Genomic DNA, 17675 nt, shown 5'->3' on the forward strand with positions numbered 1-17675 from the left:
CATCAAAAGACTTTGCTACATTTCACCAATGATCTGTAGCAGGTCATCTAATTGCAAAATGTTCACCCTCTTTTTCACCGACACATATCGCTCAAGGCTACTCCATGTGTCATGCAAAGTTACTTGCTGAATTTTTGGAATAGTCAATCCATTTTCAGCAAGTCGTGTTGCTCCCTCATGCCTTAAATCATGAAACCTAAAGTCACTCATGCCTAAAATATGGCAGGACTGATTAAATTCAGATGCTATGGAAATGGCAGATAGTGGTACAAGTAAATCACTATCACCGCCCATCTTTAGCATTCTTGCTCTTGTGTCATCTCGCATTAAAAGTTCAATGATTTTTTGACACTCTGGAAGCACGTTAAAATGCTTATGGTTTCCTTTTGAGCCATTGGGGTTTTTTAAATCTCGAACCATCCATGATTGATGTTCTATGTCGTAATCGCTTAATTGGATCCGGGTTATCTCTGCTTGTCGCCTGCATGAAAAAATAGCGAATAGAACTATTAGGTGCATTGGGTATGCTGTACGTCCACGATTCCATTTATCAAGATAGTGCAGCAACAAGTTTTTTAATTCGGTATTTGATAGCAGTCGATCCCGCTTTTCTGATTTCTTGATCTGCCGAGTCCTTCTTAGTTGTAGGCAGGCATTGTTAAATTCATTTAAATTAACATTAATGCGCCACATCACGGATGCATGGGTCAAGATGGATTTAATGTTTTGCAGCTCATTTAAGATTGTTGATGGCAAGACAGGATCAAGACCTAGTTTGCTATAACCTTTCTTTCGTAGAGCTACGTGTTCAGAAACATGGGTGGCATTGATTTGCTCTAGATAAACCTTAGCAATAGGTAGTTTTGCAATTAAATCAAGCGACCTGTTTTTTGTACGACCAAATTCATCACCCACTTCTTCTTTATATTTTTCAATAGCAGCAGCAATCGTCATTGACTTATTACTAATACCAAGCAAAATATCAGGATTATCTGCTATCTCCTGCTCGCGCTTGTTGAGCCAGTTTGATGCAGTGCGCATGGTTCCGAAAGTTTTACTTTCCTTGTATTCTGGTAGGCCAGCACGTTTAATGCGTATTTCAGCACGATAACGGATAGCACCGCTGACGCTTTTGCGCTGTGTAATTGTTCCCATTTTTACGCCATTTAATGTATTTCTCAGATGGCGTAAATTATGGCGTAATTCGATAAGCTTTAATACTCGTTAATCTGTATTAATCGCTATTAATCAGCAAGTAGTTTATTAAATTAAGATACTGTAATTTATAATAAAATGCATAAGATATTGATAATTAAAATGTATTTAGCATTTACATCAATGTGATGCAGGACTGGATTAATGAACATGCTTGGGGCTCAACATGGCAACGTGAAGGTGTTTTACCACGTAAATATCGCTCGTTAATTACCATTGCATTTTTGACGGCACAAAAGAGTCCAACAGAACTCAAAGGCCATGTTCGTGGTGCGCTAAATAACGGTGCAACGGTTGAAGAAATTCAAGAAGTCCTTCTGCACAGTTTGCCTTATTGCGGCGCACCTGCAACTCAAGAGGCGTTCCGCGCTGCACTGGAAGTGATTCAGGAATATCAAAGCAATTCATAAATAGACTAAGTGCCCATACAAAAGCGTTATATTGCAGTCGTATGGCGCAATTCATCTGGTTTGGCTATGCCGTATTTTTTGCCTAGCCAAACCATTTCCATTAAAAGGCTTTAGTCACACTCATGCCAACGCTAAAGTTTCGACCATCGGCAGGTTCAAAGAAACGACTATTGCTGTCATTCACAATCACTGAACCAACATAGTTACGGTCAAACAGGTTATCGACTCGGGCATAGCTGTTTACTTTCCAGTCACGGTTTACCCATAAGTAGCCGACATTTGCAGCCACAACGGTATAACTTGGTGCCGTATCTGAGTTGATATCATCGACATAAATTTTATCCATATAGCGTGCTTCTAAGCCTGCTTGAAAGCCTTGCTCAGGTTGCCATGCAATACGGGTGAACACTTGGTTTTTGGCAATTCCGGGAATATATGTCCCTTTTTCAATCAAAGGTTTGGTGCTAGTTGCTGCAATATCGGCATCAAAAGTGGCATCTAAATAACTATAGCTTGCACTAAGTTTTAAATCCTGCCAAAGCTGATGTTGCCAAGCCAGCTCAGCGCCTTGTCGTAAGGTTTGTTCTGCATTACGAAATGTATTGCGTCCCGCATTGGCATCATCAGGCACAATGTCATTTTTAGTGACAGTATTGAAAACAGCCAATGTAAACAGACCAAATGCATTTTGAGACTTTAACCCAAGCTCATAGGTATCACTACTTGCAGGTTTTAAATCGAAATTAATTCCCGATGTGGCCAATGTAGGATAAGCCATTTCGGTAAAGGTTGGGGTTTCAAAGCCTTTGCCATAACTGGCATAAGCATAGAGTTCAGGTAAAATTTCCCAGCCTAAAGCCACAGATGGCAATAGTTTTTGATAATCCGTTGAACCACTGTCATCACCATTGCCAGCTACAATGTAATGGTCTTCCGACTCATAATGCACATTGCTATAGCGTAAGCCTGTATCAAGATGCCACGTGGGTAAGAACTGCCATGAGGCCTGCACATACGGATCTAAATTCCATAAGGTATTATTTTCATTACGGCGTAAATCACCTTTCACACCATAAGATTCTTTACCATTTACCATTACAAAATTATTATAGCCTTGACGGTCTTCATCCATATTGTCTAAAGCAATACCAGCACTAAATGTAGTATTCGGTAATAATTCTTTACCTGTCCAACGGAAATCAGCACCATAATAATTACGCTCGAAATCAATCACAGCACCGGCATGAGTAGGTAGCTTCTGGGAGGTAGCTCCATTAGGAATTGCCTGATATTGAGTGACTTGGCGGTTGCCTAAATATGCCATGGCATAGAGTTCATTTTTATCATTAATCGGTTTAAACCAAGTCACACCTGTTTGAGTTTGTTCAATATCTTTGCGCGCGTTAAACTCCATATTTTTTACATAAGGAGCGATTTGTTTTGGGTTTGCTTGCCAATCCTTACGCTCTAACCCCATTGGGTCATCTGCATGGATTTTGACATAGTTGGTGACCCAGTTGATTTTACTGCCATCCTCTAAGTTCCATGTCAGTTTGGCATTATTCAGTACTTTTTGTGCTGCACTATGGTCTCGAAAACCATCGGTATCAAAATAAGAAGAACTAATCACATAAGCGGGCTGATTGGCCTGTTTGGAACCCCCTTGTAATTGGATATTGGCTTGTTGCTTATGGTGGCTGCCTGCATTGAGTCCCACTTGAATTGAGTCTTTCCCTTGTCCTTCTTTGGTCTCAGCTAAGATGGTTCCCCCTGATGAGTTGCCATATAAAGATGAAAATGGCCCTGTCAGTACTTCGATGTGATCTAAACTATTGAGGTCAATATTGGAACTTTGCCCTTGGCCATCAGGCATGGTCGCAGGAATACCATCGACATACATCCGTATTCCACGTACACCAAAAGTCGAACGAGCGCCAAAGCCACGCATCGAAATCTGTAAGTCTTGCGCATAGTTTTCACGGTTATTGATTTGTAAGCCTGCAACCCCTTGTAGGACTTCGGATAAGTTTACATTGGCATTGTTTTGTACTGTAGCCGCTTGGACTTTTTGAATAGATGCAGAAGTCGATAACAACTCGCTATCGGTATGTACCGCTTGGACAGTGATAATAGGAAGTTGATATTCTGTCGTTTCTGCATAGGCATGCATCGTTTGTAAAATAACTGCAGTCAATAAGGCTTGTTTAAAAGGCGTATGCATCAAATAAGTTAATCGCACAATATTTCCTTGCTTGTTATTACCATAAAAATGGGAAGCCTATCATCTCGACAGGCTTCCCATACAATAAAACGTTTTAATCGGCTAAGCTATACGCAATCACATAATCGCCATGATCAGGCGACTGACGTGCTCCACCTGCGGAAATGACCACATATTGCTTGCCTGTTTTTGGAGAAATGTAGCTCATCGGTGTACCTTGGCTACCCACAGGTAAACGCGCTTTCCATAACTCTTCACCATTTGATGAATTGAAAGCACGTAAATAGAAGTCTTGTGTTGCAGCAAAGAACACTAAACCACCTTGCGTCGCCATTGGGCCACCAATGGTTGGCATACCTATCGGCGCTTTTAAGCCCATTTTAATGCCCATTGGGCCAGTATCTTCAACCGTACCTAAAGGCACCTGCCAAGCCACTTGACGGGTTTTCATATCAATCGCCGTCATGGTTCCGAAAGGTGGTTTTTGGCATGGAATACCCAGTACTGACATAAAGCGGTTTTTATTCACTTTATACGGTGTACCTTTCATTGGCACTGCGCCCATACCTGTGTTGACCTTCTCTCCGCCACTGGCTTCAAGTTTTAAATCTTCAGGTGTTTGTTTAATCAGCTGAATCCACAAACCTAGGCGCATGTCGTTGACAAACATATAACGATGCGTTGGGTCAAATGCGATACTGCCCCAGTTCATCCCACCCAACGAACCTGGAAAACTTAAAGATACATCAGAACCCGGTGCTGTAAAGAGACCGTCATAGCGCATTGATTTAAAGTTGATACGACACATCAACTGGTCAAATGGCGTTGCACCCCACATGTCCGATTCAGTCAAAGTTTGATTGCCAATCTGTGGCATTTCAACTGAACGCGGCTGAGTTGCACTGTATTGCTCATCAGGGATATCTGCAGCTTTTACAGGTTGCTCAACCACTTTGGTTAAAGGCTTGCCTGTCACACGGTCAAGTACAAAGAACTGACCTGACTTGGTGCCAATGACGACAGCAGGTTTGGTTTGCCCATTTTGCATTGGAAAGTCGACCAAGCTTGGCTGCATGGGTAAATCGAAGTCCCAAAGGTCGTTGTGAACGGTTTGATAAACCCACTTCTCTTGACCTGTGGTTGCATCTAAAGCCAAAACGGAAGAATTGTACTTATGATCTACAGGTTGACGGTTTCCGCCCCAAACATCGACCGATGAACTCCCCATCGGTAAGAACACCGTGTTCATTTGCGGGTCGTAGGACATTGCCGCCCAAGAGTTAGCCGAACTACGTTTATAGATTTCCCCCGGTTTCAGGACATAGTTTGGATTTGGGTTACGTGGATCAAAAGCCCAACGCAGTTGCCCAGTAATCACGTCATACGCACGAATCACACCACCTGGCATATCCGCTGCAAAGTTATCAGCAATACGACTCCCGACAATGATGCTGGTGCCTGCAATGGTTGGTGCCGAGGTCACTTCAAAACGAGGCGCTTGCGTGCCCGCACCTAGACCTTCCAGTAAGTTCACCGTTCCATCGACACCAAAGTCTTTACAGCGTTCGCCTGTATCGGCATTGACTGCAATTAAACGACCATCAGGTGTATTGGTATAAACACGACGTGGACATGCGGTATTATTTGCTACCGCTGTAACTGCACTTGCACCTGCTAAAGTCGGTTGTACCAAGGCTTGAGTCGAGTCAAAGTAACCCACACCACGGCAACGCTCCCAAGCATCCGCTTTAGAGTTCACTTCAGCCTTCCAGATTTGTTTACCTGTGTCTGCATCTAAAGCAATAATGTTGTTATGCGGTGTACATAAAAAGACTTTATCACCGACCTGCAAAGGCGTGAGCTGGTCTTCTGCGCCATTACCCGTACCTGTGGTCATATCGCCTGTTTGAAAGCGCCATGCTTCCTTTAACTTAGACACATTATTTCGGTTGATCTGATCCAACGCAGCAAAACGACTTCCACCAGCATCATTACCATAGTGCGACCAATTCACTTGTTGGGTTTGAGCCGTTACAGGCACTAGAGGGAGCTCTTCACCACTGGCTTTTACCGTTGGATGTGGAATAAACATGCCATATAAACCACCCAGCATACCTAACACCGTCAAACCACCTAAGGCATAAGCAGGTGCTGAAGGCGCAATTTGAAATTGGTACTTACGAATAGCAGGTAAAGTAAAACACAGTGCGGCAAATAAACCCGCAGGAAACATTAACCGTGAATGGAGTGCCCAAAAATCCCAACCTGCATCAAACAGTGCCCAGACCACGGTTCCAAGAAAAACCAAGGCAAAGATCCAAACACCCAATGCTTTTTTTCTAAAAATAAAGATTGCGGAAATGGTGGTCAATAAGCCTGCAATCAGGAAGTACCATGAACCCCCTAGACTAATCAGTTTTCCACCACCGATTAAATAAAATAAGCCAGTCAGCAATAAAGCCAAGCCTAATATAAAGCACCATATTTTAAATATGGGTTGAGATTGCGCTTCGGACATACTTTTTACTCCAAATGCTGTGTTTTAAATGACCACTCCCACTTTGTTCTGAGCATCATTCACACCACATCCAAACTTTTGAGCATCCACAATTAGTTTGCTTCAGCAACGAAAAAAAGAGTATTTAAATTCAGCAATCACATCACTGATATTTTAAACACTCTTCCACTTCAAATACGATTAAAAATTCACCTTAACGCTAAGGCCCGCCACCCATGCGTCATCTACTTCTTTCACCCCAGAAGGTTGATAGATATATTGCAAGTTGGGTCTGAGCATCACCGCAGGAGACCATTGGTAGGTATAGTTCAACTCAACATTGAGTTCGTCATGTTGAATTGGGACATAATCGCTGGCGAGCGCGTCATAACTGTAATAACCACGGCCTTCGTTGGTGGCGATTTGTTTATCCGTCACACGGCTATTCACCACATAGTTGGCTAAACCAAAGCCAATCGAGTCATTAGGGCGACTGTCAAAAGGGCCTTTATACCAAAGTGCCAACTGCTGCGTACTTTCTACAGCGGTCGTATCTCGGTCATTGATGACCCCATTGAAACTGATATATAAACCACGTTTAGGATCAGCCCCATGTTGGGTTAGTTGTTGTTGAGCATTCAACCAGAAACTATATTTGCCATCGTGGATTTCTCCTGATGTCCCCACATCTTTAGCTTCTGCTGTGGAATACAGTGCGCCGAGTTTATATTCGCCCGGTAAACCATTAAATGTGGCAAGTTTTGGTTTCCATGCCAGTTCAACTGGAATGGTGGCCCCTTCGACATTGTCCATATCGAGGTTAAAACCATCACTGTCCGAATCTGTTTTGACATTGTCAGGATTAACTTCATAGACCCCAACACCAAGTGACCAGTCTGGTGCAAATTGGTATTTCACATTGGTACCCCATAAGCTGACAGGCCAGTTATACCAAATCGAACCGATAGATTTGCCTAACTGTCCACCACACAAAAGTAAGTTCTGAAACTCACATTGCGAGCTGTTAAAATCATCGGACATGCCCATACGACCAATCTTAAATTGGACACGGTTATCATCAAATCCTGTTTTAATCCATGCTTGGGTTAAGCGCCAGATCTTGCCACGTCCATAAATTTCTTGAGTATTCCCCAAGGTGCTGGCACGTGGATCTTTAATTCGCGCTAAAGTTAATGAATTACCATCACGTTTGGTAATCATTAAGCCTGCTGTGGTATTTTCCCAACCTGCAATTTTGTTTAAATCAAAATTGGCACCTAAGGTCAACTGTGCAGCATTGTCAAAACTTCGGTCATCGTTATAACCACCAGCCAAATTGGTCGCTGCTTGGCTCATAATCGAAGCTGTAAATTTATAACCTTGATCTTCCAGTTGCTTCCGTTCACCGTTCCAATCGCCGAATAACCATTGACGGTCTGCCGAGTAAAATTCATTGGCTGACGCCAATTGGCAAGTTAAAAGCGCCAAAGATAATGTGCCTAGTTTTAAGAGTTGTTGCATAACCAAACATCCTTTTTTGTGAGGAAAGCTCAACCGAGCTTTCCATGCGGTTTTTATTATTTAATGCGAACTGCTGGACTCAATTCAGAGGTCGCACCCAAATGATCAGTCACATTCGCTGTCACACTTGCAGCCCCATTCAATACCTTCCAAGTTGCTTGACCCTGACCTTGCGCATCGGTTGTCACCACTTGAGTACCTAAATACTGCTCTGCTTCTTGACTCTTCGCTTGACGATTGGCAAAGAATTCAACTTGGTAACGTTGATTTGGTTGTGCTTGTACTTCAGCCATAACCTGACCTTTGCTATAACTCAAACGTGGCGCTTGGATATTTTGGTTGGGTATCGCATTACAACCCTGTTCATTTGGCTGGCTACAGGTTTTTTGCAGTTTCGCTGCTTCAATGACCACACCACCCCCACGAGAACCGACAAAGCCAGCATGTTCTAGCGCAGGCACAGCAAACACAATGGCACCTAAACGTTGATTGGGTACGCACGAACCACCCGCCTCACAGCGCTTAATATCTTTGCCATTGTCCCAAATTAAGTTTTGGGTCAAGGTTGTGCGGGCATTGGCATCTTTTTCTGAACGAATGGCTATCCCTAAACGGTTAGCATGAACTTTATTGCTGTCAAAAATGTTGCCATCACCAGTGAGGTTGAAGCCAATTGAGTTGTTGGTCAGTTCGTTATAAGCGATGTAGTTGCGCTTACCCCAGTTGATTTGCAAACCATCAGAGTAATTTTCAAATTTATTCCCGACTACTGCATTGTCATTACCCCACAGGATTTCAATTCCTTGTGACGGCTCTGGATTGGCTTTGGTTGAAGTAAATAGGTTATTAGCGACAAGGTTAAATGCCGCACCACGCGTCAGCTCAAGACCATCGCCATTATCTACAAATAAGTTATTCAAAACTTTGTTGTTATTGGTGGTGGTCGAGGTTGGATTGCCCTTACCATCATCACCCGTTAACATCACGCCTGAACCACCGTAGTTATTACTGATACGGTTATGTTGAATCAAGTTATTGCTTGAACGGTTGACCAATACACCAATACAAAAACGGTGAATATCGAGACCTTTTAGCGTCACACCATTCACATCTTGCAGAACCAGACCCGGTAAAGTCATGGTACGGACATTGGTGCCATACTGTTCAGGATTTGCCCCTGGGCAGGCTTTCGCACCTTCACCTTTAATATAGTTTGAACCATCAATCGCAATAAACTCGCCTGTTTTGTCCCATTGCGTCCCGATGATCTTCACTGAAGACTTAATTGGCGGTAAAGGCTGATTCAGTTTAATTGCATAGGGGGCTTGCCCCACAGCTTGGATGTGAATTTCATTTTCTTGCGCCGTATTGGCATTGGATTGTTCAATTGCCCAACGCAGTGAACCTTTTGCACTATCATCCTGATAGCGATCCACAATATAAGTTTCTGCACTGGCCAAACCTGATGTCGCTAAACTCAAAACCAATGTGGTCAAACGTAAAGTTGATGGTTTCATATTTTAAATCCTTTTCTATCCTTGAACATGAATAACGCAGTGCATTAAGGGGTTGGTTGTACAGTTTTCAGCAACTGTTTGAGTTGAGTCACATCAATTTGACCCGGTGCAGAAGCTTCACCAATCATACCGAAACTTAGGCTGCCACCCATGTTGGCAGTCGCCACACGTGAAATGGTGCCCAACTGTCCCATCGACATGGTCAATAGTGGTTTTTGACTTTTTTGGCTGACGGCCAAGGTGGCATTCATGAGGGTAAAGACATCTTGTTTTGACTTTGGCATTACCGCAATTTTCAAAATGTCGGCACCCATCTGATCTTGTTTTAGCAGACGGTTTTCAATGTCTTGTTGCTCAGGTGTTTTTGCAAAATCATGATTCGACATGATCACCAACACCTTCTTGTCATGCGCCAATTTGGTTAATTTCGCCACACTGCCTGCATCACGGAACATTTCAATATCCAGCAATTGCATAAATGGCTTTTTCAGGTATTCACGATAAATTTTTTCATAGTCTTGGTCAGACACTGTCATTTTTCCGCCTTCGTTATGAGTACGAATGGTGGCAATTAATGGTTTGTCTTTTAAAATTTGATTCAGCTGCTGGCCCAGTGCCATCACTTTTTTAGTGTCGGCAGAAAATTCCAATAAGTCGATACGAAACTCAGCCACATCTGCGTTTGGATTACTGGCAATCACTTTTGCTTGGGCAATCGCTTGTTCAGCAGTTTTTGCGGTAATCGGCACAATGGTTTTGACAGGTAAGTCACCAATATTGAGGTTTTTCACCACATAGTGTTGTACGCTTGATTGAGCTACTTCCGCTGCAAATGCTGGCATTGCTGCTAAAACAGCACTGCTTAAACAAAGTTGCATCGCAATTTTTTTGATTTTCATCATTACATTTCCTTGTATTTACAAACTATTGCCTGACTTCTGTCATCAATGGCAAATATACGTGGGATGAACGAAATGGGTCATACCATCACCACGTATAAACTTTTATCTTTAGAATTAGTTCAAGATGTCTCGCACTAAATCTTGGAAAATTTAGATATCCAAAAAGACCGTTTCGTCTTCTCCTTGAATACGAATATCAAAGCGATACACCACTTCACCATCACGCTGTTCACGTTTTGCAATAAGTGTCTGACGACGAGGTGCCCACTCAATGCCTTTCAGCACAGGATCTTGTGCATTGGCTTCCGCTTCATCTTCAAAATAGACACGGGTGTTTAAGCCAATGTTGATACCGCGTGCAAAAATAATCAGTGCAATATGCGGGGCTTGAGTTGTGCCTTTACGTCCCGGAACAGCACCCGGTTTAATGGTATTGAAACTCCAAAAACCAGTTTCAAAGTCTGCCCCTGTACGTCCCCAACCGAGGAAGTTTGGATCGACCGCTTTGCCCTGAATATCCGCCGCACTTGGATACACGCCGTTGGCATCTGCCTGCCAAATTTCAATCAATACATCACGTAATGGCAAGCCTAAGCCGTCAAACACCTGACCTTCTAAGCGAATACGTTCGCCTAAGGTTTTTTCTTGAACCAACTGATTGTTAAAGTTGTTTTCAAAGACTTCGATGTTGGCTTGTTGGGGCAACAAACCAATGTGTACGTATGGCCCACCTGTTTGAGATGGCGTTTCATGCAATTCTTGAAAGTTCCAATGGTTCATGTTGCTCTCCCTGAATTAAGTCAAATCATTTTCGAAATATGTCGCACGACGACCACGTAAAGTGATGTCAAAGCGGTAACAACGGCTGTCTGCTTCAATGAAGTTGCTCTTATCCTCAAGAGCAATCAGCGCGCGACGTTGTTCTTCCGAAGGAATGGTTTTAATAATCGGACACGAATCAATCAGCGTATCGCCTTCAAAATAGAACTGAGAAATAAGACGCTGCGCCCAACCATCGGCAAGCAAAGAGAAATGGATATGAGCAGGACGCCATTCATTAATACGGTTACGCCAAGGATAAGGACCCGGCTTAATGGTACGGAACACAAAATAGCCATTGGCATCCGTCATCATGCGGCCACAGCCGCCAAAGTTCGGGTCCATTGCACCAATAAACTGATCATTTGGATGACGATAACGACCAGAAGCGTTGGCTTGCCACACTTCAAGCAATGCATTTTTAACTGGACGCCCAAACTGATCACGGACATAACCATGCACAATAATTCGCTCACCAATCGGCAAACCTTCTTTGGCATAGTTCAAAATCAAATCGTTATCTTTAGGCCCAAACTGTTCGGCACTAAACTGTGGTGAAGTCACTTCAGTTAACGTTTCTGCAATCGAAATCAACGCATTTTTGGGCGAGCGTAATACACTGGTTTTATAGCCGGGTGCATATGCTGGCGGATGATCTTCGGTATTGCGTTGTGCATAAGCACCTAAAATAAGTTGCGACATGTGACGTCCCTCTTAATCTTGTTCCATTACTCTTGATTCGTTGGTTCTTGGCTAAGCTGCTGTTCGCTCAGCTTTTGCGGGGCAATGCCCAAATCTGCAAAAACCTCTTCTGCCATGTGCATGGCTGCATTGGCTGCGGGCAAACCGGCATACAGTGAACAGTGCAAAATCAACTCTTTTAAGTCGTCCTTGGTCACACCATTGTTAAAACAAGCACGTAAATGCATACGCAGTTCGTCTACACGGCCCAGTGCCAATAACACCGCAATGGTGACTAAGCTACGGGTATGGCGTGGCATGCCTGGTCTAGACCAGACTTCGCCCCACGCAAAACGACTGATAAAGTTTTGAAAGTCAGCATTAAAATCATTCAAGTTCTCAAGTGAACGACCGACATGCTTTTCACCCAGCACTTCAGTGCGTACAGTGATTCCTTGTTCATAACGTTGTTCATCATTCATGGGAGAAACCTCAATTAGGTCGCATCGGTATGTGCGACCAGTGATTTAACAAAAATAGCGACTGCTGCTGCTGTTGCTGGAATTAACAGCAGACTTAAAATGGCAGTAAACGACCAGTCATTGCCCAGTAGAACTGCGCCAATCCATGCACCAAATACCGCACCGAAGCGCCCAATCCCAGACATCCATGCCACACCTGTTGCACGGCATTGGGTTGGGTAAAAACGAGCACTCAGCGCTGGCATTGCCGACTGTGCGCCATTAATTGCGACACCTGCGCAAAGCACTAAAATGGCAAGTAGGGTTGGATTTGCTAAGCTCTGACCAACGGCAAAAGCAAAGATCCCCGCGACAAAGTAGAAGCCTGCAATAATGCGGTTCGGGTTGAAACGGTCCATTGCCCAGCCAATAAATAAAGCACTGAGTACACCGCCAAACTGGAATAAACCACCAATAAATGCAGCACGTTCCATGGTTGCGCCTGTTTCACGCATCAAGGTTGGTAACCAACTGGTCAGTAGATAAATCATCACCAAACCCATGAAATAGGTCAGCCACAATAAAACTGTACCTTTGACATATTTCTGAGAGAACAGCATGCCAAACACACCTTTCTTCTCTGCACCTTCGGTTTTTTCTTCAGGTACATGAAACTCAGTGACACCTTGAACTTGAGCAGGTGCAATACGTGACAGAATTTGCTGGACTTTGGCGTTATCACGACCTTTTACAATCAAGAAACGATAGGATTCTGGTAGGAAGAAAATCACCAAGATCATCAAGATCAGTGGCGACCAACCGCCCAGTAAAAATAAGCTGTGCCAACCAAAGGTTGGGATCAACCAACTGCTGATAAAACCACCTGTCGCCATACCCAAGTTGTATCCACAGAACATACAAGTCACGAGTAACGAGCGTGAGCGCTGCGGGCAATATTCAGAAAATAGTGTGGTTGCATTCGGCATCGCTGCACCCAAACCAATACCGGTTAAAAACCGAAGGACCACCAAGGTATTTAAATCAGCTGCATATGCCGATGCCAAAGTAAAGCCACCGAAAATTAGCATCGAAACACTTAAAACAATCTTTCGCCCAAAGCGGTCAGCGGTTGGACCAGACACCAAAGCGCCAATAATCATGCCGCCTAAAGCTGCACTCATAACTGGACCCAGTTGCGAACGGTCTATCCCCCAGTCTTGTGCCAAGGCTGGAGCAATAAAACCCATTGCCGCAGTATCAATACCATCAACAAAAACAATGAGAAAACATACAATTGCGATCAACCACTGATATTTGCTAATCGGTGCATCATTAATCAGTGCTTGTGCGTCTATACTCGTTTTTTGAGTAGCGTATTCCTGAGACGCCATACCTGCCTCCTTGGGCTGAAAGTCCTTTTAAAAATCCTTAAATTATTGAATCGATCCAATAAACTGAGTCAGGGTTTGGGTAAACAGCTCAGGTTGTTCAATATTGGAAAGATGCGATGCGTCAATCACCGCTAATTCACTCTTTTGAATTTGTTGTTGCATAAAAACGCCATCTGCCACTGTCGTGACTGGGTCAAATGCACCCGCAATCACTAAAGTTGGAATCTGAATCTGCTGAATTTCTGTGCTCAAATCAGCCTTAGCCAATGCTCGGCAAGATTCTGCATAACCCAATGCTGGCGTAGTCGCTAAAGACTGAATGGTACGCTGAGCCAAAGCATCGTGTTGATAATCAAACTGCTCGCTGAACCAGCGTGTATGCGTGGTCGCGACCAAATCCGCTAAGCCATTGGCTGTCACAGCATCTGCACGAGCATTCCAACCTTCTTCAGTCCAAATTTTGGCTGCTGAGTTCGCCACAGTGATACTATGAAAACGATCTGCATGGTGAATACCGAGCCACAAAGCCGTCATACCGCCCATTGAAATCCCGCAAAAATGCGCTTTTTCAATGTTTAAACCGTTCAGAATATCAATCACATCTTCTGCAAGGTTTTGTACAGTGGTCTGCTCAATCACATCACTTTGCCCATGACCACGCGTGTCATAAGTCACCACTTTGAACTTTTTTTCGAAGGTAGCAACTTGTGGCTGCCACATGCCTTTATCGGTACCCAATGAGTTTGAAAATACAATCACAGGTGCATGATCTTGCCCACTGATTGCCACGGATAAAGTCTTGCCTTGACGATTGGTCATCGTGATATTCACTTTGCCTCTCCTTTTGCTTCTTGCAACACCGCATCAATCTGGTCTTGAATATTGCCGAGATATGACGCGGGTTTAAAAATTTCTGAAATCTGGGCTACGCTGAATAAGTTTTTAACTTGCTCCAATTCAGCAATCACATCTCTTAAGTGCACACCTTTTGCAACAGCTGTTTTACATGCGTCCTCTACCAGATGATGAGCTTGTAAACGTCCGATGTGTGGTGCCAAAGCCATCATCACCGCTTCCGCCATAATTAAGCCTTGCGTACATTCCAAATTGCGCTGCATGCTCTCTGTATTAACTTGCATGCCTTGTAAAACATCCAAAGTTCGCTCTAAAGCACCAGCACAGAGTTGGAAAATTTCAGGTAATGCCAGCCATTCTGCATGCCATCCACCTAGACTACGCTCATGTTCTTGCACCATGCTTTGATACAAACTCGATATCAGCACAGGGACACGATTGGCTGCCGCCAAAACGGATGCCGCAGCAACAGGATTACGCTTGTGTGGCATCGTCGATGACCCACCACGCCCTTTCGCTGCTGGCTCAAATACTTCTGCAATTTCAGTTTGCATCATCAACGACCAGTCACGTGCCATTTTGCCCAGACTACCTGTCGCTATTGCGAGAACACTCGCCACTTCGACAATACGGTCACGCTCACCATGCCAAGTACAGCTTGGAACAGAAAGTTGTAACTGTGCTGCAAATGCTTGCACAACTGCTGTGCCTTGATTTTGCAAAGATGCCAATGAACCCACTGCACCGCCTAATTGCGCAGTGAACACACGTGATTTCATGGCTTCAATACGGGTCAAATCACGATGAAAAGCCGAAGCCCAACGTGCGAATTTATGACCCAACGTAATGGGTAGACCCTGCTGCAACCACGTGCGTCCAATCATCACTTGTGAACGATATTGTTCAGCTTGGGTCAATGCAGTGCGGTAACATTGTTGAATTAAAGATTCCACCTGTTGTAGCGCAGCACGACATTGCAAAAGACAAGCAGTATCTAAAATGTCTTGACTGGTTGCGCCCCAATGCACATAACGCGCAGCATCTTCATCACTTTTTTTCACAATTGCAGTCAATTGCTTCACAAAAGGAATCGCAATATTGCCTGCCAAACCTGTTGCAACAGCCAAAGCATCAAAATCAATCTGATCAATCGCAGTCTGGGCAACTTGGGAAATTGCTGTTGCTGCAAATTCTGGAATGACACCAACCTGAGCCTGCGCTTGTGCCAAGGCAACTTCAGCCTCAATCATGTATGACACCAAGGCGCGATCACTGAAAATTTCAGTCACCTCGTTTTGGTAAAATAAGCTGGCATATAACTGGCTCATGATCGCTATCCTTAAATCTGCTTTAAACGCGCTGAATAATCATTGCAATGCCCTGACCAACCCCAATGCACATCGAACACAAGGCATAAGTTCCATCCGTTTGTTCTAACTGGTTTAAAGCTGTGGTGACTAAACGCGCACCCGATGCACCGAGTGGATGACCGATGGCAATTGCACCACCGTTTGGATTCACTTGAGTGGTGTCATCTGCTAAACCAAGATCACGCGTGACCGCTAGTGCTTGTGCTGCAAAGGCTTCATTTAGTTCAATCACATCCATCTGCTCTAATGTCAGATTGGCTTGTTTGAGTAATTTTTTGATGGCAGGCGCAGGTGCAAAGCCCATGATGCGTGGTTCTACACCCACAGCCGTAGACGCAATAATCTTGGCACGTGGTTTAAGTTGGTACTGCTCAACCGCTTGTTCCGAAGCGATCAGTACAGCAGCCGCACCGTCATTGATGCCTGATGCATTCCCCGCAGTGACGGTGCCTTCTGCTGTGACGACTGGCTTGAGTTTTGCCAAAGCTGCTAAGGTGGTCGATGCACGTGGATGTTCATCCGTGTTGACCACAATTGGATCACCCTTACGCTGTGCAATATTCACAGGGATGATCTCATGTTTAAAAAAGCCTTGAGCTTGCGCGGTTGCGGTGCGCTGTTGACTCGTCAAGGCAAACTGGTCTTGATCTGCACGATCAATATTAAATTGTTGTGCCACGTTCTCCGCAGTCTGCGGCATGGTCTCTACACCATACATCGCTTTCAGCTTAGGATTGATAAAACGCCAGCCCATGGTGGTGTCTTCAATCTTCTGGCTACGTCCGTAGGCTGTTTCTGATTTACCCATGACAAAGGGTGCGCGTGACATACTTTCCACACCACCTGCAATGATCAGATCGGCTTCACCTGCTTTAATCGCACGGGCTGCCATCGCAATGGCATCGAGTGATGAGCCACATAAACGATTCACAGTCGTGGCAGGAACTTCAACGGGTAAGCCAGCAAGGAGTGCTGACATACGACCGACATTACGGTTGTCTTCACCCGCTTGGTTGGCGCAGCCGTAGATCACGTCATCGACTTGAGTCCAATCTACTGTTGGATTGCGTTGCATCAAGGCTTGAATTGGCACTGCACCCAAGTCATCGGCACGCACTGGAGCGAGTCCACCTGCATAACGTCCGAATGGAGTACGGATGGCATCAATAATGTAAGCGTTTTTCATATTTCATTTTCCCTTGGAATCCCCCTTAATCCCCCTTTACTCAAGGGGGAAACTCCTCCCTTTTTAAAGGGAGGTCGGGAGGGATTAATTATCCTTGCGTCGCATCCACTAAAGTTGCACCCGTCATGGCCTGCAATTCTGCAAAGCTTAAACCGTCGACTTTCTCAATCACTTTTAAACCTTCTGCGGTGACATCAATCACACACAGGTCGGTGTAAATACGATCGACACACTTCAAACCTGTCGCGGGATAGCTCAGTTCAGCCACGATCTTCGGTTCACCTTGTTTGGTCACATGGTCGGTGGTGATAAAGACTTTCTTGGCACCGACCGCTAAGTCCATTGCACCGCCAACCGCAGGAATCGCATCAGGTGCACCGGTATGCCAATTGGCCAAGTCGCCATTGGCTGCGACTTGAAAGGCACCGAGGACTGCAATATCTAAGTGACCACCACGCATCATGGCAAAAGAATCCCCATGATGGAAAAAGGCACCGCCTTGTAACATGGTCACATATTCTTTACCCGCGTTGATCAACTCAGGATCTTCTTCACCTGCGGCTGGCGGTGGACCAAAAGCCAACAGTCCATTTTCAGAATGTAAGAACACGTCTTTGTCTGATGGTAGG

At 44.5% G+C, this 17675-nt stretch carries 14 protein-coding genes and 1 pseudogene; 1 reads left to right on the forward strand and 14 read right to left on the reverse strand.

Annotated elements, in window-relative coordinates; genetic code table 11:
• Nucleotides 1-15: 15 nt before the first annotated feature.
• Nucleotides 16-1155: a tyrosine-type recombinase/integrase gene (locus DPG01_RS16500; RefSeq protein WP_110975810.1), complete on the reverse strand. Its 1140-nt coding sequence runs from the start codon at nt 1153-1155 to the stop codon at nt 16-18.
• Nucleotides 1156-1343: 188 nt separating this feature from the next.
• Here DPG01_RS16500 and DPG01_RS16505 point away from each other — a divergent pair.
• A pseudogene (locus tag DPG01_RS16505) lies at nt 1344-1625 on the forward strand (carboxymuconolactone decarboxylase family protein); the annotation flags it as partial.
• Between the two features lie 100 nt (nt 1626-1725).
• On the opposite strand, the gene DPG01_RS16510 reads toward DPG01_RS16505, so the two are convergent.
• The 13 genes from DPG01_RS16510 to DPG01_RS16570 form a co-directional block, all read right to left on the reverse strand.
• A complete protein-coding gene (locus tag DPG01_RS16510; RefSeq protein WP_228157020.1) occupies nt 1726-3795 on the reverse strand; it encodes a TonB-dependent receptor in 2070 nt (689 codons plus the stop codon).
• Between the two features lie 145 nt (nt 3796-3940).
• On the reverse strand, nt 3941-6364 hold the full coding sequence (locus DPG01_RS16515; RefSeq protein ID WP_110975812.1) for a glucose/quinate/shikimate family membrane-bound PQQ-dependent dehydrogenase: 2424 nt from the start codon (nt 6362-6364) through the stop codon (nt 3941-3943).
• Nucleotides 6365-6544: 180 nt separating this feature from the next.
• Nucleotides 6545-7864: a carbohydrate porin gene (locus tag DPG01_RS16520; protein WP_110975813.1), complete on the reverse strand. Its 1320-nt coding sequence runs from the start codon at nt 7862-7864 to the stop codon at nt 6545-6547.
• A gap of 56 nt (nt 7865-7920) precedes the next feature.
• A complete protein-coding gene (locus DPG01_RS16525; protein ID WP_110975814.1) occupies nt 7921-9381 on the reverse strand; it encodes a NosD domain-containing protein in 1461 nt (486 codons plus the stop codon).
• Nucleotides 9382-9425: 44 nt separating this feature from the next.
• Nucleotides 9426-10283 (reverse strand): type I 3-dehydroquinate dehydratase, encoded by an 858-nt coding sequence (gene aroD / locus DPG01_RS16530; RefSeq protein WP_110975815.1) that lies wholly within the window; start codon nt 10281-10283, stop codon nt 9426-9428.
• Nucleotides 10284-10433: 150 nt separating this feature from the next.
• The gene (pcaG, locus tag DPG01_RS16535) at nt 10434-11063 is read right to left on the reverse strand and encodes a protocatechuate 3,4-dioxygenase subunit alpha (RefSeq protein ID WP_110975816.1); all 630 of its coding nucleotides are present in this window, start codon (nt 11061-11063) and stop codon (nt 10434-10436) included.
• Between the two features lie 15 nt (nt 11064-11078).
• Nucleotides 11079-11804 (reverse strand): protocatechuate 3,4-dioxygenase subunit beta, encoded by a 726-nt coding sequence (pcaH, locus tag DPG01_RS16540; protein ID WP_004981392.1) that lies wholly within the window; start codon nt 11802-11804, stop codon nt 11079-11081.
• Between the two features lie 26 nt (nt 11805-11830).
• Entirely contained in the window at nt 11831-12265 is a 435-nt protein-coding gene (pcaC, locus tag DPG01_RS16545) for a 4-carboxymuconolactone decarboxylase (protein WP_110975817.1), read from the reverse strand.
• A gap of 14 nt (nt 12266-12279) precedes the next feature.
• A complete protein-coding gene (locus tag DPG01_RS16550) occupies nt 12280-13635 on the reverse strand; it encodes an MFS transporter (RefSeq protein ID WP_110975818.1) in 1356 nt (451 codons plus the stop codon).
• Between the two features lie 42 nt (nt 13636-13677).
• Entirely contained in the window at nt 13678-14454 is a 777-nt protein-coding gene (gene pcaD, locus DPG01_RS16555) for a 3-oxoadipate enol-lactonase (RefSeq protein ID WP_416346137.1), read from the reverse strand.
• Between the two features lie 8 nt (nt 14455-14462).
• Nucleotides 14463-15818: a 3-carboxy-cis,cis-muconate cycloisomerase gene (locus DPG01_RS16560; RefSeq protein ID WP_110975820.1), complete on the reverse strand. Its 1356-nt coding sequence runs from the start codon at nt 15816-15818 to the stop codon at nt 14463-14465.
• Between the two features lie 22 nt (nt 15819-15840).
• Complete coding sequence (gene pcaF / locus DPG01_RS16565; RefSeq protein WP_110975821.1) at nt 15841-17046, reverse strand: 3-oxoadipyl-CoA thiolase; 1206 nt, start codon at nt 17044-17046, stop codon at nt 15841-15843.
• Nucleotides 17047-17134: 88 nt separating this feature from the next.
• Nucleotides 17135-17675: CoA-transferase (locus DPG01_RS16570; RefSeq protein ID WP_110975822.1), on the reverse strand; the 541-nt coding region annotated here is incomplete at its 5' end.

The sequence above is a fragment of the Acinetobacter sp. WCHAc060042 genome (genome assembly GCF_003231195.1).
Lineage (GTDB): Bacteria > Pseudomonadota > Gammaproteobacteria > Pseudomonadales > Moraxellaceae > Acinetobacter.

Bases quoted from the DNA above. Each gene is read 5' to 3' on its own strand.
- pcaG (WP_110975816.1), bottom strand. From the start codon at position 11,063: ATGAACCATTGGAACTTTCAAGAATTGCATGAAACGCCATCTCAAACA.
- DPG01_RS16510 (WP_228157020.1), bottom strand. From the start codon at position 3,795: ATGCATGCCTATGCAGAAACGACAGAATATCAACTTCCTATTATCACT.
- DPG01_RS16500 (WP_110975810.1), bottom strand. From the start codon at position 1,155: ATGGGAACAATTACACAGCGCAAAAGCGTCAGCGGTGCTATCCGTTAT.
- DPG01_RS16560 (WP_110975820.1), bottom strand. From the start codon at position 15,818: ATGAGCCAGTTATATGCCAGCTTATTTTACCAAAACGAGGTGACTGAA.
- aroD (WP_110975815.1), bottom strand. From the start codon at position 10,283: ATGATGAAAATCAAAAAAATTGCGATGCAACTTTGTTTAAGCAGTGCT.
- pcaH (WP_004981392.1), bottom strand. From the start codon at position 11,804: ATGTCGCAACTTATTTTAGGTGCTTATGCACAACGCAATACCGAAGAT.
- DPG01_RS16550 (WP_110975818.1), bottom strand. From the start codon at position 13,635: ATGGCGTCTCAGGAATACGCTACTCAAAAAACGAGTATAGACGCACAA.
- DPG01_RS16515 (WP_110975812.1), bottom strand. From the start codon at position 6,364: ATGTCCGAAGCGCAATCTCAACCCATATTTAAAATATGGTGCTTTATA.
- pcaC (WP_110975817.1), bottom strand. From the start codon at position 12,265: ATGAATGATGAACAACGTTATGAACAAGGAATCACTGTACGCACTGAA.
- pcaD (WP_416346137.1), bottom strand. From the start codon at position 14,454: ATGACCAATCGTCAAGGCAAGACTTTATCCGTGGCAATCAGTGGGCAA.
- DPG01_RS16520 (WP_110975813.1), bottom strand. From the start codon at position 7,864: ATGCAACAACTCTTAAAACTAGGCACATTATCTTTGGCGCTTTTAACT.
- DPG01_RS16525 (WP_110975814.1), bottom strand. From the start codon at position 9,381: ATGAAACCATCAACTTTACGTTTGACCACATTGGTTTTGAGTTTAGCG.
- pcaF (WP_110975821.1), bottom strand. From the start codon at position 17,046: ATGAAAAACGCTTACATTATTGATGCCATCCGTACTCCATTCGGACGT.